Raw genomic sequence first — 15,835 nt, forward strand, 5'->3', positions numbered from 1 at the left:
TATGTTTATTGCCCTGATTGTTTGTCTCGGATTAATTTTAACTAACGTGGTGGTTGGAGTATATTCTGAGAGAAAGATTTCAGCATTTATGCAGGACCGGTTAGGGCCAATGGAAGTCGGGAAATATGGACTGCTTCAGATTTTTGCCGATTTATTGAAATTGCTGCAAAAAGAGGATATTGTTCCCAAACTTGCTGACAGAAAATTATTTCTGATTGCTCCCTGTATCATTTTTATTGCCATTTTTGCCGGATTTGCAGTAATTCCTCTAAGCTCCGGAGAATACCTTCAGGGTTCAAAAGCTGAAATCGGAGTGTTTTACTTATTGGCAATAGTTTCTGTAGATATTATCGGACTGCTCATGGCGGGCTGGTCTTCCAATAACAAATATTCACTATTCGGAGCGATGCGTGCTGTGGCACAGATTGTTTCTTATGAAATCCCTCTGGGATTATCCGTTTTATGCGTTGTAATGATCTCACAATCCCTGAATTTACAGGAAATAAGTACCCAGCAGGGGATTTTTTCCTCTGAAGGAAATTATTTGTTTGGCATAAAAAGCCTTGGGATTGACGTAAGTGCTGTAGGAGGAATTTTTACATGGAATGTGTTCCGGATGCCTTTCTTCTTCTTCCTGTATATTATCTTTTTTATCGCTTCTCTGGCCGAATGCAATCGTGCTCCGTTTGATATTCCTGAAGCTGAATCTGAACTGGTAGGAGGGTTTCATACAGAATATTCCGGTTTGCGCTGGGCGTTGATCTTCTTATCTGAATATGGAATGATGCTTTTGGTAAGTTTTTTAGGCGTGATTCTTTTCTGGGGCTCATGGTATTCTCCTTTTCCGAATATTGGCTCGGTCAGACTGGCCGACTGGACTAACGGTGAACCAAATACAATAGCCGGAACACTTGCCGGGTTTTTCTGGCTGATTGCAAAAGCATATTTGTGTGTCTTCCTTCAGATGTGGGTGAGATGGACTTTTCCCCGCTTGCGTGTTGACCAATTGATGTATCTTACCTGGAAAGTGCTTACGCCTGCTTCCATTCTTTTTGTAGTTTTGTCAGGTATCTGGCGAATGCTCATGAATTAGTGGTCAGGACCTTTTCCGAATCTTCCATATATTCTTTAAAATCAAACTGAAACACTGATTTAAGGAGTCAGTTCTGATGATTTTCCCATCTACAATAGTAGGCATTTGGCATATTAATATTGCTATTTTGTCTTAGGATATTGCTGTTTTTGCCAATTAAGCCCCGCTTTAACCTAAACATTTCTATTTTTTACGTAACTTGCTGTTACATAGAACTCCTGGTAAAAGTCAAGAAAAACACTGAAAAAGTAAATTGAAAATCAATGAGAATGAACTCATTGATAGAATTTGCCTTGTATTTGTAGACCTACTGTACAGGTTGTTGAATGGAATCTACATAGGCATATTCACTGCACCTTTCTCTTGAATATAATTTACAATATTTCCTGTGAAACAAGTACCTGACACTATTTAACTCACATCAAAAAAATGCCTGTATCGAAAAAAAGTATACTATCCTTAACCTTTGTTTTATTATTTCTGACAGCCTATCCACTTGCAGCTCAGGACTTTGTTGTTCCTGCTTTTAAAGGTAAAGTTATTGACTCTAATACCGGAATGCCAATTGATGGGGCTTCTGTGGTAATTGATTTTAAAAAATCCGGAACCTTGACGAATAAGGAGGGAGAGTTTCAGGTATTTATTCCCAATGGAGAATATGTTTTTAAAATCAGCCATGTCGGATATAAGCCGTATAGAGGCAGAGTAAGTATTGCCGGAAAAGACAGAGAAATGACGATCAGTATGGAGGATATAACGAAACAGCTTGAAGAAGTAATTGTTTCGAGTGTTTCTACCAGAAAGGATATTCAGACCCCTTCTCTTGGCGTTTCCATTTTAAGTATCAAAGGGATAAAGAGACTTCCTACTATGATGGGAGAAGTCGATATTATGCGGAGTTTACAAACCCTGCCTGGTGTTTCATCGGTTGGCGAAGGAGCTAATGGTTTGAATATCAGAGGAGGAAATGTTGATCAAAACCTGATTTTTATTGATAATACCCCGATTTTTAATCCCACGCATATGTTCGGGCTTTTCTCTGTCTTTGCTTCAGATGCGATCCGGGAACTTGAGTTGTATAAAGGAGGTGTTCCTGCAAGGTTCGGCGGGAGAACGGCTTCTGTTCTTGACATTAAGATGACCGAGCCTAATCTTGAAAAATTTAAAATGCAGGGCGGAATCGGGCTGGTTTCAAACAGAGTCATGGCTGAAATTCCTGTGATTAAAGAAAAACTATCGGTTTTGGTGGCTGGAAGAGCATCATTCAATGACTTCCTGTTCAAATGGTTTGCTCCTGATAATATTAAGTCAACCAGAGCTAATTTTTTTGATTTAGCTACCAAAGTGTTTTACAGACCTGATAAGAAAAACACTTTTTCCTTTTCTTCTTATTTCAGCAGAGATTATTACCGGGTCGATTCCCTTTTCAGCCTGGAGAATGTGATTGCCAAACAAACTTCCTTCGATTACGGGCATACTAACTTTGCTTTATCATGGAACCATTATTTCAATACTAAAACCTCATTGGACGTAGTGGGAGTTGTAAGCGATTATAAATCAAAGACTTCTTCGGTTGATACCGTAAATGCCATTGACCTGAACAACAAAGTTTCCTATAAAAATCTGAAAGCAAGCATTGATTATCAACCTAATGAGGCACACAAAATAAATGTTGGTTTGAGTGCAGTCCGCTATGATATTTCTCCGGGCAGATTAAATGAGGGTGTTGTTTCCCGCATCGCCACCGTGTTGTTACCGGATGAGCAATCATGGGAACTGGCTGTTCATGCAGATGATGAATTCAAAGTAAATAAGGATTTTACCATTCAATATGGTTTAAGATACGCTCAGTTTCTAAGTATCGGCCCAACTGCAATACGAAAATATGCAGAAGGACAACCTCCTTCTGATGCCTCGGTAATTGGAGTAGAAAATGTGGCAAAAGGCTCTGTTGTAAAGAGTTATGGCGGACTGGAGCCGAGACTTACCATGAAATATTCTTTGAGTGAAAGTAGTTCTTTGAAATTTGGTTACAACCGAATGCAGCAATTTCTGCAATTACTTTCAAATAATACTACACCGCTTCCAACGGCACGCTGGACTACTGCAAATGAGTATATTAAACCTCAGATAAGTGATTTCCTGTCATTGGGATATTTTAAAACCTATAATGAAAATGTCTGGGAAACATCTCTGGAAGCATATTACCGGGAATCTAAGAATATTCTTGACTATGTTTCAGGTTCTAATTTACAATTGAATCCGAATATTGAAACCCAGATAATAGAAGGGAAAGGCCGTGCTTACGGTATAGAATTAATGCTTGCCAAAAAGAAAGGTGAACTTACAGGTTGGGTAAGTTATACTTTCGCACGTTCATTACAGCAGACAATCGGGGATTTCCCGCAGTTGCAGCAGATTAACAATGGAAACTGGTTCCCCTCAAATTATGATAAACCTCATAACCTGAATATGGTAATGAATATCCAGCCTTCCAAACACCATAGTTTCTCACTTACTTTTGCTTATAATACCGGCAGACCCTTTTCTTCTCCTTCCGGATTATATGAAGTTGCAGGAAAGAAATATCCGGTTTATACTTCAAGAAATAACGACAGAATCTCAGATTATCATCGGCTGGATTTCTCCTGGACAATTTATAATCCGAGTATGAAAGATAAAAGATGGGAGGGAAGCTGGGTATTTACGATTTACAACCTTTATGGCAGACAAAATGCTTATTCAGTATTTTTTAAGCCATATTACCAGGGGGTCAGGCCATATGAGTTAAGTGTGTTTGCTTCACCGTTTGTCTCTTTGACCTATAATTTTAAATTTTTGTAGAACATAAGCCTTTCCGGTGTATTGAAGATGGGTCGGTTTTGCCGGAAATGTTAATTTAATAATCAGAAAATGAAGAAGTTCCCTATATATTTTGTCCTGTTGATTTTGGCAGTGTTTGCCTGTGTAAATCCGATCAAGGATTTTGTACAGGTAGATGCACAAAGTTTTTTAGATATTGAGGCAGATTTAAATGACCAGCCGGGAGGGTCGGTTGTGAAGCTCAATATGTCTTCAAAAAGTCTGCAGTCCGGAGTAATGGCTCCGGTTGCCAAAGCAGGTGTTTCTGTAACGGATGATCAGGGTGTAAAGGTTTTGTTCTCAGAAACAACCAATGGAAATTATACCTGTCCTAAAGATTTTAAAGGTGTTGCAGGAAGAAGTTACCAGTTAAATATTCAGACCAAAGAAGGAAAGGTTTACCAGTCATCTTTTGAAAAAATGCAGGATGTTCCTGATATTCAACAGGTTGTCAGCCAGTTTGAGATCAAGGACAATTTTGGTAAACAAGATCAGAGAAGAGCAGGTTTTAATATTCTGGTAGATTTTCAGGATTCGCCGAATGAAGTGAATTATTATCAATGGAATTGGAAGCATTATGAAAAAATCACTTATTGTGCTTTTTGTGATGGAGGAAATTATGACTTCGTGAAAAATCAATGTAACTATAATCCGCCATCAGGCCATCTTTACCGTTATGTCTGTGATGGCAATTGCTGGGATATTTCTTTTAATGATGATATTTCTATCTTTTCCGATACTTATGTAAACGGACAGCGGGTTGTAGGCAAACAGGTTGCCCGGGCTCCGTATGATGATAAAACGCCTTATTATTTTGAATTGGAACAGCGTTCAATTACCAAAACAGCCTATACTTTTTTCCTCTCTCTGGCAAACGTGATCCAAAATTCCGGGACTTTCTTCGATATTCCTGCTGAAACCCGTTTTAGTCTTAACATTAAATCAACCAGCAATCCTGATGAAAAGATTTTGGGCGTATTTAATGTTTATTCAGTAAAAAAGAGGATCTTTTACATAGACAGGACAAAAGGTGTTCCCAGCAATGAGTTCCCGCTTTATAAGATTATTCCCGGAGAAACTTTTACCTGTGATTTTCCCTGTAAGAGTACAGTTTCCTGTTTCGAAGGCCCGACGCGTACTAAAATTGCTCCGGTAGGTTGGGTTCAATAAGAATAGCTGATTTTTGTTTCATAGTTAAAATCAATGATTTTATATAAAATATCGATTTGATTTATAGAATTGGTTTCTCTTAATTTTGCAGAAGAATACCGCGGAATAAACAGAAAATTAAACCCGGAATAAACTATCAGTCCGGAAAAGATACGAATGTCTGAATAATAATGGAGACATGATTTGAAATTTTGTCTCCGGATTTGACAATCCGGATAGCTTATAACAAAGAAAAGGGCAGACTAATGGTCTGCTTTTTTCGTACATATGACAGGAAGATCGTTTCCCGGTTTTAAAGGAAATATTGAGCCTTTTCGACAGGATTTAATCAATGAAATCAGAGAAAAACAGCTTTAATTCCGATTTATTCAAAACTTAAACGATTTTTAGTAGTTAACTTTGCAGCAGAAATTACTCAAAAATGATTAATATGGATTCATTGAAAGCCGAAATGGCCATCAGTCAGGATAAGACAAACACTTACAAAGGTCTGAAAACAGGAGTTTTAATTATAAATTTAGGAACCCCGGATAGTCCGGAAACACCTGATGTCAGAAAATATTTGCGTGAATTTCTGATGGATGGAAGGGTTCTGGACATTCCTTTTCTGTCAAGATGGATTTTAGTTAACCTGATTATTGCACCGTTCAGAGCACCGAAATCGGCTAAAATATACAAGGAATTGTGGGAAGAGAGAGGTTCTCCTTTGAAGTTTTACGGAGAAGATGTGGAAAAGATGCTTCAAAATTCTCTTGGAGAAGATTACGAAGTAAAACTGGCTATGCGTTATCAAAGTCCGAGTATGGATTCGGCTTTGGAAGAATTTAAAAATGCCGGATATCAAAAAATTATAGTTGTTCCGTTTTTCCCGCAATACGCCTCTGCCAGCACCGGTTCGGTTTACGAAAAAACAATGGATATTGTGAAAAAATGGCAGGTAATTCCCGAAATTAAGTTCATTAACAACTATTACAATCATCCTAAATTCATAGAACATTTTGCTGCTGCTGCCAGAAAATATATGGCAGAACATAATTTTGATTATTTCCTTTTCAGCTACCACGGTTTGCCGGAAAGACAAATGACCAAAGGAGACTGCACCGGAAAAACCTGTCAGTTCGGTTCTTGCTGTGATACCATTCACAGTATGAATCAATATTGCTACAGAGCGCAATGTTTTGAAACTACAAGGTTATTAGTCAGGGAATTAGGTTTGAAAGAGGGCACTTATTCCACTTCATTCCAGTCAAGGCTAGGTCGTGATCCCTGGATTAAACCATATACTGATGTGGTAATAGAAGAGCTTGCCGCTCAGGGTAAGAAAAGCGTATTGGCTTTTTCTCCGGCTTTTGTAGCAGATTGCCTGGAAACAACGATAGAAGTAGGGGTTGAGTACAAAGAGCTTTTCGAGTCGAAGGGAGGGAAGCACTGGCAATTGGTAGAAAGTTTGAATAATTCTCCGATTTGGGTGGAATTGTTAGAAGATTTAGTAAGAAAAGCTTAAACTTGTACCACAGGTTTTAGCCTGGTTCAACAAATCAGGTTAAAACCTGCGGTACAAAATATGTTGTATTTACTGCTCAGTATTTTCTTTTCGGTTCTTTTACTGGTAAACTTTCGTTTACATCCGCGATTTGGTATTAATACCCTACAATCCATCGTGTTTAATTACCCGATCTGTTTTCTTACAGGGTTAATTCTTCTTCCTGAAAATCAGCATTTTTCTTTTGATTTTGCCCGGGACGGAACGTTTCCGGCTTTGGCAATGGGGGTTGGTTTTATCATTACTTTCCTGCTCTCAGGTGCTTCAACTCAACGTATGGGTATGACGGCCACTTCACTGGCCAATAATATGTCGCTGGTAATTCCTGTGCTTTTTAACCTCTTTGTTTTTAAAACCAGCCAGAACTTCGACTGGCTGAATTATCTTGGTTTGGTTTTTGCCATTGTCGCAGTCTTGCTAAGTACTTTTAAAAAGGAAGAAAATCAGGAAAAACGTAAAAGACAGTTTTCGGACTTTTTATTGCCCATTGCCGTATTTACAATGTATGGTATCACAAATACTTCATTTAGTTACCTCAATATCAAATACGTAACATCCTCAGGAAATACCATTCCTTTTACACTAACTATCTTAATCGGGGCCATTTTTGCCGGATTGTTATTGTTGACTATCAGGGTATTACAAAAGAAAGAAACAGTTCAGCTGAAGAACATTATGGCCGCTATTCCCCTGGGGATTCCTAATTTTCTTTCATTTTATTTTCTTTTAAAAGCACTGGACTCTTTTCAGAACAATGGCGCATATGTGTTGCCTGTTTATAACATTGGTGTCATCATGTCCTCGGCATTAGTAGCACTGTTTTTTTTCAGGGAAAAATTGCAGGTCCTCAATAAAATCGGCTTATTTCTTGCAGTTCTGGCCATTGCTCTTATTTCTTATCAGGCCTTGCAGACGCTGTTTCAGGCTTAAATACATCGGACTTATCTGAATTTCAGCAAAAGAATTTACTCCCCGGAATGATGTGTTGTTTTATTCCGGGGAATTTTTGTTAAACAGATTTGAGGTATTTGAACGTCAGGCCAATAATTGGTGAATCTGGGCATATTGTAATAGCATGATTGTTTTTCCATCACTGATTTCCCCGTTTTCCATCATTTTCAGGGCATTTTTGAATGGAATTTCGTGTACTTCTATGTCTTCCTCTTCTTCCACACCACCACCCTCAGTTACTTTCATATTTTTGGTATATTCTGCTACAAAGAAGTATAATTTCTCAGTAACAGATCCGGGCGACATATAGGCTTCAAATATTTTCCGGACTTCTGATACTTTGTAGCCCGTCTCTTCTTCCGTTTCTCTTCTGATACATTCTTCCGGATTATCCTTGTCGAGCAAACCCGCACAAGCTTCCATTAACATTCCGGTCTGGTTTCCATTGACATAAGTCGGAAGCCTGAATTGACGCGTCAGAATTACGCTGTTAGTCTCCTTGTTGTATAAGAGAATTGTCGCACCATTGCCACGGTCATAAGCTTCTCTGCTTTGTGTTTGCCAGCTTCCGTTCTGTTTAAGATAATCAAATGTGTACTTTTTTAGCACATACCAATTATCTGATAAAAGCTTTTCTTCAGTAATTTTAATTCGTGAATTATTCATTTGATTATTTTTGATTAAAAATGATTAATTTTGAACAAAATTATATAAAACATATGAATTTTCAAGAGCGTAAGCAAAAAATTCTGGATTTAGTTGAAAAAGAAGGCAGTGTAGATGTGAAACGTCTGGCCTTACATCTGGATATTTCTGAAATAACAATTCGCAGGGATCTGGCAATATTGTCTGAAAAAGGCATGATTTACAGAACGCACGGAGGAGCGATGAAACTCAGTCTGGCACATGATCCGATCAGTTTTGTTCAGAAATCTGCGGTAAATGCTGATAAAAAAGACTATATCTGTCAGCTTGCGGCAAAGGGAATACAAGAAGGTGATGTCATTTTTATGGACTGTGGAAGTACAGTTTTCAGGCTTTGCCCATTTATCAGAAACATGCGTATAAAAGTGGTAACAAACTCTCTTCCGGTTATGAGTCAATTGCTGGGTTCTGCTGTGTCTGTTAATTTTGTGGGAGGAGAAATTGATCCTGAGCGGCAGGCTGCGCATGGAATCATCGCAACAGAGCATATCCGAAGGTATAGAGCCAATAAAGCTTTTCTGGGAGTTGACGGTATTTCTCTGGCGAACGGATTGAGTGCTGCTTCAGAGAAAGAGGCAGAAATTACACTTTCTATGTCAGCAAATTCCCATGAAACTTTTTTGCTTTGCGATTCAGGTAAATTTGAAAAAGACCGTTATTTTCCCTTTGCTCCTTTAAGTCTTGCTCAGACGCTTATTACAGATCAGGAAGCTGATGCTGAAATAATTGAAAGTTATAAGAAGGCTGGCCTGAAGGTAGTTAAATAAGAGATGCTGCTTATTTCCGGCTGATAAAAGGATTGTTTTTCAGGTAAAATCTGTAATTAAGATCTTTGGCAAGTGTAATTCCGATTCTGGTAGTGATGTGAACTTCCGGGTTATTCCCGGCAGGGGCAATAAGCTGAATTGGACTTTCATTAACTACCCAGTTGTTCATTGTTTTTTTGATACCCATCGCTTCAACCAACTTTCCGGGGCCGGAGCAAAGGCTTTTAATATCAGTATTTTTCCGGCGTTTTTGCATGATTTCAATGCCTTCTACGGGTTGTAAGGCCCTGAGGAGTACTGCTTCTCCGATACCGGTTTCATTAGTGGTAATATTGGCGCAAAAATGTACCCCGTAAATCTGGTAAACATAAATCGTTCCGGCTTTGTCAAACATAGGCGCTGTGCGGGCTGTCATTTTGCGGAAAGAATGACTGGCAGGATCATCTCTGAGATAGGCTTCTGTTTCAACGATGATACCCGAAGTTAAACCCTCCTCGCTTGCGTGGATCAACCGGCAACCTAAGAGGGCTTTTGCGACTTCAAGTGTAGGTAAGGAAAGAATTTCTTCAACAGACATTGGGAAACCTTATAATACGTTTGCTGTTTGCTCTTTGATTTTTTCCAGTTCTTCCTTCATGTTTACTACCAGACGCTGGATAGATGCATCATTTGCCTTGGAACCGATCGTATTAATTTCCCTTCCGATTTCCTGAGAAAGGAAATTCAGTTTTTTACCATTACCTTCCTTCAATACTTCAATAAAATAGTTGAGATGAGTACGAAGACGTACTTTCTCCTCAGAAATATCATATTTTTCGATATAGTAAATCAATTCCTGTTCGAAGCGGTTTTTGTCGAAATTCTCATCTGTCAGTAAATCAGAAACTGACTTTTTCAAACGCTCGCGAACAGCAGGAATACGGGCTTTATCCTGTTCCTCAATCGCTTTTAATGTTGTTTCTATATTTCCGATGTATTCTTTGAATTTTGCACTTACAATTTCTCCTTCCCGAAGTCTGAATGCATTACATTCTTTCAATGCATTCTGAATGGTCTGTAATACGGTTTGCCATTCCGCTTCGGCTTCATCATCCGGAGTAGCTTCAATATTATATGCATTTGGCATAGCCAAAGCCAGTTTCAGTAATTCAGTATTGTCTGTGCCACCAAAAAGGTCAATAGAAGTTTGCTGTAAATCCTGAAAATATGCTTTAACCAGAGAACGGTTAATCAGTGAATTGGCCGAAACATCTCCTGTACGCTGTGTATTCAGATTTAACTCAATTTTACCTCTTTCTAATGTTTGGGTTAAAAGATTACGGATTTCAATTTCTTTAGAGGAAAGATTTCTAGGCAGTCGGCAATAAATATCGGTGAACTTGGAATTCAAAGATTTAATTTCGACGGTAACAGACAGTCCTTTGACTTCGAGTGTGGCTTTTCCGAAGCCAGTCATGGATTTTAGCATAATGAGAGTAGTTAATGTTAGAGGTAAATGAGCAAAATTTCACTCCTTTAGACCTAAAACCTATTTTAGGTTTGCAAGATAACAAATAAAAAATGTTCAATCATTTAGGCGAAGTCTTTTTATTGATTAAAGTTGAGAAGTAGGATTCCCGGGCAGAAATCTGAAAAAGAAATGACAGAACCTGATCATATCATTTGCTCAGGCAGCGGATAAATTCAAAAAAAAAGAGACGCTTATGAGGCGTCTCTCCGATTCAATAATTTCAGTTTAATTAAAGCTGGCGAATTTTAATGTTTCTGAACCATACTTTGTTACCGTGATCCTGCAAAGCAATATGACCTTTCGTATAAGAACCCCAGTTTTCCATGTTTTTGAACTTACTGGCAGCGATTAGCTTTTTGAATTCTTCACTACCGATTTTGTATGCAATTACATCTCTTCCGTTAAATGTTAACTTCACAAAACCGTTTTTCTGATAAATTTTTGCGGTATTCCATTCTCCTACAGGTTTTACGTTTTCCGGAGTATATTTGATCAGATCGTACAGGTTTCCTGCACGGTGTTTATCAATCTGACCGTCTTTATGGCCTTCGTTGTCCAATACCTGAAACTCAGGACCTGTATTCCATGAATAAGGATGCTTCTGAGCGTCATCTTCCTGTGAATCAAAAATGATCCCTGAGTTTCCGCCGGGAGAGATTTTCCAGTCACAGGTAAATTCAAAATTTTCGTAAACTTCTTTCGTGATAATATCCCCGCCACTGCCTTTTTGCGTATCATCCAGCATGATGGCATCATCATTGATTTTCCAGGCAGCACCTAATTCTTTTTTATTGAAGGTTCTCCATTGAGAGATGGTTTTGCCATCAAAAAGAAGTTTCCAGCCTTGTTTTTTTTCTTCTTTGGTAAGCGTGTTAGGCTTCTGTGCGAAAGCACATACAGAAACCAAAAGCATTGGCGCTAAAAGGTATTTTTTCATGTGGATAAATGATGTTGTTTTCGGTAACGAGTAAATATTAGATAATTGGTTTAAAATAAGCCTCCGTTTTTATAAAATCAGATGTATTCTGAATACCTGATAAAACACAGATTTTTTCGGAGGAATCAAATTTAAAAACTTTCTTCCAATAAAAAAGTCAGGTTTACCCTGACTTTTCTGACCAATATCTGAACAAAGTAGTTTTCGGAATATTATTGTTTGTAAACAGTACCGTCTTTCATCACAAATGATACTTTGCGCATCAGCGTAATATCCGTCAGCGGATTTCCATCTGTTGCGATAATATCGGCAATTTTACCTGATTCAAGGGTTCCCAGTTCTTTTTCCATGCCTAGGAGCTGAGAGGCAGTAACGGTTGCAGATTTAATGGCTTCCATTGCCGGCATGCCTGCTTCTACCATATATTGAAATTCATATGCATTATATCCGTGAATAGAAACGCCTGAGTCGGTACCGAATGCGATTTTAACACCTGCTTTATAAGCTTTGGCAAAAGTCTGCTGAATTAGCGGACCAATTTCCAATGCCTTCGGAACTACCAAAGGATGATAATACCCCGGAACCTTCGCTGAATCTGCTACTGTTTTTCCGGCAAGAATAGTTGGTACATAATAGGTTCCGTATTTTTTGAAAAGCTCAATGGCTTCATCATCCATATAAGTACCGTGCTCAATACTTGTTACTCCTGCTCTTATGGCTCTTTTCATTCCTTCGGTTCCATGCGCATGTGCGGCCACGGTAAAACCATAATCTTTAGCTGTTTCAACAATAGCCTTCATTTCTTCTTCCGTAAACTGAGGGGCTTTCCCGCTTTTTGCAATACTCAACACACCTCCGGTTGCGGTGATTTTGATACAGTCAACACCTTCCTTATAACGCTGGCGAACTGCCTTACGACATTCATCAGGCCCGTTTACAACGCCTTCCAACGGACCGGGATCTCCCATTAAATCTTTGCGGAATCCGTTGGTAGGATCGGCATGTCCTCCGGTTGTTGCAATGGATTTTCCGGCAGTGAAAACTCTCGGGCCAATTGTTGTCCCTTTATTTATGGCATTTCTGAGGGCAATATTAACGCCTGAACCCCCAAGGTCTCTTACACTTGTAAATCCTGATAAAAGTGTGGTTTTAGCAAATTTGGCTGCATCAAATGCCACATCCGCAGGGTTTTGGGTAAAACGCTTTACCGTTCCGTCTTTGCTGGTTTCCATTTCCAGGTGAACATGGGAGTCGATCAGACCCGGTAAAACAGTTTTGCTTTTCAGATCCACCGTTTTGTCTCCTGAACCCGGGCTGGAATATCCTTTTTGTACACCGACAATTTTCTTTCCTTCAACGATGATGGTCATCTGACTTTGAGCTTCATTTTTTACGCCGTCAATCAGTGTTCCGCAGTAAATAAGGGTTTTTTGTGCAAAAGCGGAAGAGCCGATAAAACAAGTTATGGCTAGTGTGAGTAGCTGTTTCTTCATTAGTTTTTAAGGGAAATTAAAAGGTAGTTTGAAAATGAATGACTTTTTAGTAAATATAGTTTTTTTCCTGAGTTTACCGAAAGAAGTGTAAGGGAAAGTGTTGTTTCAGGATGAGGAAGATAAGGAATACAGATGGGGCATAGAAAAGCGCATCTCTCTTTTATCGGGAAATGCGCTTTTTTAAATAATAAGCTGGTTTATGATTTTCGTCTGGCTTCAAAAAACAGGGCAATTCCCAGGAATGCGACCATTAATACAGAGGTGATTAAATCTACCGTATTTCCTTTTTCAACAGCAACAGGATCGAATTTAAAGAGAATAGTATGTTTTCCCGCCGGAACAACCATTGCTCTCAGAAGATAGTCTGCTCTTAAATGCGGAGTATATTTACCGTCTACATAAGCTTTCCAATCCTGATTTCCTTTATAGAATATTTCAGAAAAAACAGCCAGCTGATCTGTTTTGGCATTCGATTCATAGGTAAGCTCATCAGGAAGGTATTTAGTCAGTCTGATCGTATTTGATGAATCAGACTGAATTTTCAGATTTGTAAGCTGACTTTCGAAGCTTTTATCCACAAAAGCAGTCTGTTTCGGATTAAACTGTGTAATCGCTTTAATTTCTGCATCCGCATTTGGAACGATCTTAAATTCTTTCACAAACCAGGCGTTTCCGCATGCATCAGGATTGGTTTGAAGCATTTGTCCGTTTTGTTGATTTGGCACGATGAAATATTTTGTATTCAGCATGTTGAGAACAGACATATTCAAAGGATTCTGAGAAAGATGATGTTCAAGAACCTCCTGAAAACGACGCAGTTTTGCGGCATGATAGCCGCCAAGTGATTTATGGTAATATGAAAGTCTGGCGTCCTGAGTGAAACTGGTGGTAAGATCAATTACCCTGTAATCCGGAGATTTATCCTGTAAGATTTGCTGATCAATAGGGCTTGGTGAAAAAGATTCTTCATAAACAGCTTTATCTTCAAAATTATCCTTATTGAAATATCTTTTATCCACGGCAAAAAAGTCAATAATTACCAGTAAAATCAAAATAGGATAGAAGACAATTTCTTTGAGTTTATTCAAGGTGAATGCCCAGATCAGACCTGCTGCCAGCACAATGAAAATGACCGATCGGAATGCATCTGCACGAAGCAACGAAGCACGGTCGGAAAGGATAGCACGCCAGATCTGAGTATCTACTTCTTTATTTCCGGTTAGCTGCTGAGCCGCCTGGTCTGCCGGGCTGCGGAAATCAAAGAATACCCCTGGAATCAATGCAAAAATTAAGGCTACTCCGGCCGTAAGTCCCAGACTAATCAGGAACGGTTTCTTGAAATCTTCCCATTTAGGTTTATGCTCGGCAAGTTGTTCCAGTGCCAAAACCCCCAGGGCAACCATCGACAATTGTACCAATGACAAAATCATGGTAATTGCCCTGAATTTGTTGAACATCGGGAAATAGCTGAACATGAAGTCGTTGAAGAAAAAGTTCTTTCCCCAGGAGAAAGTAATAAAGACGAATGTTATTCCGGCTAACCACCATTTCAGAGGGCCTTTCACTAAAAAACAGCCTAAAACAAACAGAAAACAAACAATGGCACCAGCATAGGCAGGTCCGCCGGCAATAGGAAGTTCTCCCCAGTACGCGTAACCCCTTTCGGTAAATTGTAAAGCATTTTCATCCGGAATGCCATTATTGTTCATTACCTTATAAGTCTCAGATTTAGATCCACCTAATGTTCCGCCCATGGCTCCGCCATAAAAGTTAGGAATCAAAAGTGTTCCGGTTTCCCACTTCCCATAGCTATAACTGAAAGCATAATCTTTGTCCAGACCTCCGGTAGATTGTTTATTGGAAGTAAGTTCTGATTTACCGCGGATCGTTTCTTTAGAATATTCGTAGTTACTCCATAAACGGGTCGTGTGATTAGCTGCTCCGATCAGACTGGCAATCCCGATCATAATCAGTCCGGTAACCATTTGTTTGGTTTTACCCTGACGAATCAGACTAATACTTTCGATTACAACGTACACCGCAATCATCAAAGCAAAATAATAGGTGATTTGTACGTGATTGGCGTACAGTTCCAAACCGGTAAAAACAGTAGTAAGTACTCCGCCTATCCAGTAACGTCCTCGCATACAAAGGATTATTCCGGCTGCTAAAAACGGGGCATAGGCCAGTGCCAATACTTTGGAAGTATGTCCTGCCGGGATGATAATCATGTTATAAGAGCAGAATGTATAGGCAATTGCTCCCAAAACAGATAGCCAGATATTGGCTCCAAGTACCAGTAGTAAAACATACATGCCTAACATCTCAATCACCAGAAAATTGGCAGGAGAAGGTAAAATGTAGTTAACCGCTGTTCCGATCTGTGTGGTGATACTGTTTGGATACCTGGCACGAATCATATAAGACGGCATACCGCCGAACATAGAGTTCGTCCACCATGAATTAATTTTGGTTGAGTCGGCATAAGCTGTTATTTCATGCGCAGCAGCGGTAGCCTGTGTGATATCATGTTGTTGAAGGTGTTTGCCCTGAAAGGCGGGAGTTACATAAATACCCGCAATAAAAACAAAGGCAACAAGGGCAATCAGATGTGGAATTAACTTTTTGAAATCGAATTTCATGAGTTTGATGTTATGGTTTTGAATGTCTATTCCCTAACGATGTTATTGAAAGTTATTATCAGTTTCAGAGGTAAATATTTGAAATTTTCAGAAAACCGGGATAAATACCTGACCGCCGGATCTGATGAAATCCCACAAATATAAAAGGATTGGCTCGTTTAA

Annotated in this window: 12 protein-coding genes; 6 read left to right on the plus strand and 6 right to left on the minus strand. The window is 39.1% G+C overall.

From position 1 onward, the window contains the following. Window position 1 precedes the first annotated feature (1 nt). From BM179_RS04960 to BM179_RS04980, 5 genes are all read left to right on the plus strand, one after another. Window positions 2–1,093: a complex I subunit 1/NuoH family protein gene (locus BM179_RS04960; RefSeq protein WP_092013111.1), complete on the plus strand. Its 1,092-nt coding sequence runs from the start codon at window positions 2–4 to the stop codon at window positions 1,091–1,093. Between the two features lie 429 nt (window positions 1,094–1,522). After that, window positions 1,523–3,937: a TonB-dependent receptor gene (locus BM179_RS04965; protein ID WP_092013115.1), complete on the plus strand. Its 2,415-nt coding sequence runs from the start codon at window positions 1,523–1,525 to the stop codon at window positions 3,935–3,937. A gap of 69 nt (window positions 3,938–4,006) precedes the next feature. After that, window positions 4,007–5,125 carry a DUF4249 domain-containing protein gene (locus BM179_RS04970; RefSeq protein WP_092013120.1) on the plus strand — a complete coding sequence of 373 codons (1,119 nt, stop codon included), beginning with the start codon at window positions 4,007–4,009 and terminating at the stop codon, window positions 5,123–5,125. Between the two features lie 451 nt (window positions 5,126–5,576). Next, complete coding sequence (gene hemH / locus BM179_RS04975; RefSeq protein ID WP_092013673.1) at window positions 5,577–6,629, plus strand: ferrochelatase; 1,053 nt, start codon at window positions 5,577–5,579, stop codon at window positions 6,627–6,629. A gap of 60 nt (window positions 6,630–6,689) precedes the next feature. Continuing rightward, window positions 6,690–7,598 carry a DMT family transporter gene (locus BM179_RS04980; protein WP_092013123.1) on the plus strand — a complete coding sequence of 303 codons (909 nt, stop codon included), beginning with the start codon at window positions 6,690–6,692 and terminating at the stop codon, window positions 7,596–7,598. 105 nt (window positions 7,599–7,703) lie between these two features. Here BM179_RS04980 and nudK read toward each other — a convergent pair whose 3' ends face one another. Continuing rightward, window positions 7,704–8,285, minus strand: a complete 582-nt coding sequence (gene nudK / locus BM179_RS04985; protein WP_092013126.1) for a GDP-mannose pyrophosphatase NudK — start codon at window positions 8,283–8,285, stop codon at window positions 7,704–7,706. Between the two features lie 53 nt (window positions 8,286–8,338). On the opposite strand from nudK, the gene BM179_RS04990 reads away from it, so the two are divergent. Next, a complete protein-coding gene (locus BM179_RS04990; protein ID WP_092013676.1) occupies window positions 8,339–9,091 on the plus strand; it encodes a DeoR/GlpR family DNA-binding transcription regulator in 753 nt (250 codons plus the stop codon). 10 nt (window positions 9,092–9,101) lie between these two features. Here BM179_RS04990 and BM179_RS04995 read toward each other — a convergent pair whose 3' ends face one another. The 5 genes from BM179_RS04995 to BM179_RS05015 all read right to left on the minus strand — a co-directional run bounded on the left by BM179_RS04995 (window position 9,102) and on the right by BM179_RS05015 (window position 15,673). Further along, on the minus strand, window positions 9,102–9,668 hold the full coding sequence (locus BM179_RS04995; protein ID WP_092013129.1) for a DNA-3-methyladenine glycosylase: 567 nt from the start codon (window positions 9,666–9,668) through the stop codon (window positions 9,102–9,104). Window positions 9,669–9,677: 9 nt separating this feature from the next. Continuing rightward, window positions 9,678–10,559 (minus strand): YicC/YloC family endoribonuclease, encoded by an 882-nt coding sequence (locus tag BM179_RS05000; protein ID WP_092013132.1) that lies wholly within the window; start codon window positions 10,557–10,559, stop codon window positions 9,678–9,680. A 271-nt stretch (window positions 10,560–10,830) separates the two neighbouring features. After that, entirely contained in the window at window positions 10,831–11,538 is a 708-nt protein-coding gene (locus BM179_RS05005) for a 3-keto-disaccharide hydrolase (protein ID WP_092013135.1), read from the minus strand. A 212-nt stretch (window positions 11,539–11,750) separates the two neighbouring features. Then, a complete protein-coding gene (locus BM179_RS05010) occupies window positions 11,751–13,031 on the minus strand; it encodes a metal-dependent hydrolase family protein (protein WP_092013138.1) in 1,281 nt (426 codons plus the stop codon). 197 nt (window positions 13,032–13,228) lie between these two features. After that, window positions 13,229–15,673, minus strand: a complete 2,445-nt coding sequence (locus BM179_RS05015) for a putative glycosyltransferase family protein (RefSeq protein ID WP_092013141.1) — start codon at window positions 15,671–15,673, stop codon at window positions 13,229–13,231. Window positions 15,674–15,835: the final 162 nt, after the last annotated feature.

This window comes from Pseudarcicella hirudinis, assembly GCF_900115665.1.
Taxonomy (GTDB): domain Bacteria; phylum Bacteroidota; class Bacteroidia; order Cytophagales; family Spirosomataceae; genus Pseudarcicella; species Pseudarcicella hirudinis.